The following is a 1107-nucleotide window of genomic DNA, read 5'->3' as shown; positions in this document are numbered from 1 at the left end:
CGCATCTCTGGCATCAGCATTTTGCCCATTGCTGTGACTGTTGCAACACTAGAGCCTGTGACCGCACCAAAGGTTGCTGAGCAGCTGATAGATGTGATCGCCAAGCCACCGGGAATTCGCCCGAACCAGCGGTTAAAGCAATAGAAAAGATCTTTACCCAAGCCCGTTGTTTGAGCTAAAGCTCCCATCCAAACAAATATAGGTAAGGTCACCAATACAAAGTTACTGGCGACTTCCCAACTAACCAACTGAAACTGAACGATAGCCGACTCAAAGCTCTGAAGGTAGACATTTCCAAGCAGCCCTACCGCTATCAAAGCGATAGCAATCGGTACACGTAGAGCGATTAATATAAGCAAGCAGGCCATGGCCAACAGGCCAACACTTTCAGGGTTCACGAATGCCCCTCTTTGGTTTGACTTGAATCTAGACTAGCCCATAGCAACTCAATGATTGAAGCGTTGTCACAAGCCCGATAAAAGCCATCAAGGCATAGAAAGGCCAATAAGGTATGTCGATAGTATAAGCTTGATCTTCATAGGTATAGCTATCTATCGCGCCCAACACCGCCTGCCAAACGACAAGTAGCGAGAACAAAACCAAGAAAACATATGAAGCGCATTTTAGGGAGCGTTGCTTAGAAGCCGACAAGGCTTGGTAAAGCAGGTCAACACTCAATAATTCATGGCCCTCTATACACTTTGGAATCGCTAATAAAGAACATGCTGAGTAGCAGCAAACCCGACAATTCGTGAGCCCAAGCAATGGGAGAGGAAAATAATGAACGCAAAATAACGTCACTAATTACAAGTAAGACCAGTGACGGCAGAACAAACAAGGTGTTAAGACCGTTTAAGAAATTAACGAGTTTTTTTAAGATTTGGTCAAGCATAGAATGGAAGCGACGGAGGGTTCACGCTTATTAGCTTGACTCTTGATCAGGTAAGGGGCCAGGCATCACGATGCCAAATCCTTGAGCAAAGTCTATTCCAATTTCTCTTAGCGCTTCGCAAGTCGCATCATCCTCAACAAACTCTGCGATCGTCTCTAGACCCGCTGCGTGCGCTATCATATTGCACGACTCCACAATCCCTCTATCAATACTGT

Annotated in this window: 3 protein-coding genes; all 3 read right to left on the bottom strand. The window is 45.7% G+C overall.

Annotated features, from left to right (window positions below; translation table 11 throughout):
- Window positions 1-398 (bottom strand): TRAP transporter large permease subunit (locus tag A3735_RS06830; RefSeq protein WP_156499476.1); only part of this gene is annotated, 398 nt, incomplete at its 3' end.
- Between the two features lie 28 nt (window positions 399-426).
- On the bottom strand, window positions 427-801 hold the full coding sequence (locus A3735_RS06825; protein WP_082885821.1) for a TRAP transporter small permease: 375 nt from the start codon (window positions 799-801) through the stop codon (window positions 427-429).
- A 121-nt stretch (window positions 802-922) separates the two neighbouring features.
- A partial coding sequence (locus tag A3735_RS06815; RefSeq protein ID WP_156499475.1) for an EAL domain-containing protein occupies window positions 923-1107 on the bottom strand: 185 nt, incomplete at its 5' end.

This window comes from Oleiphilus sp. HI0061 (genome assembly GCF_001635675.1).
This window is presented reverse-complemented; position numbering and strand designations above follow the sequence as displayed.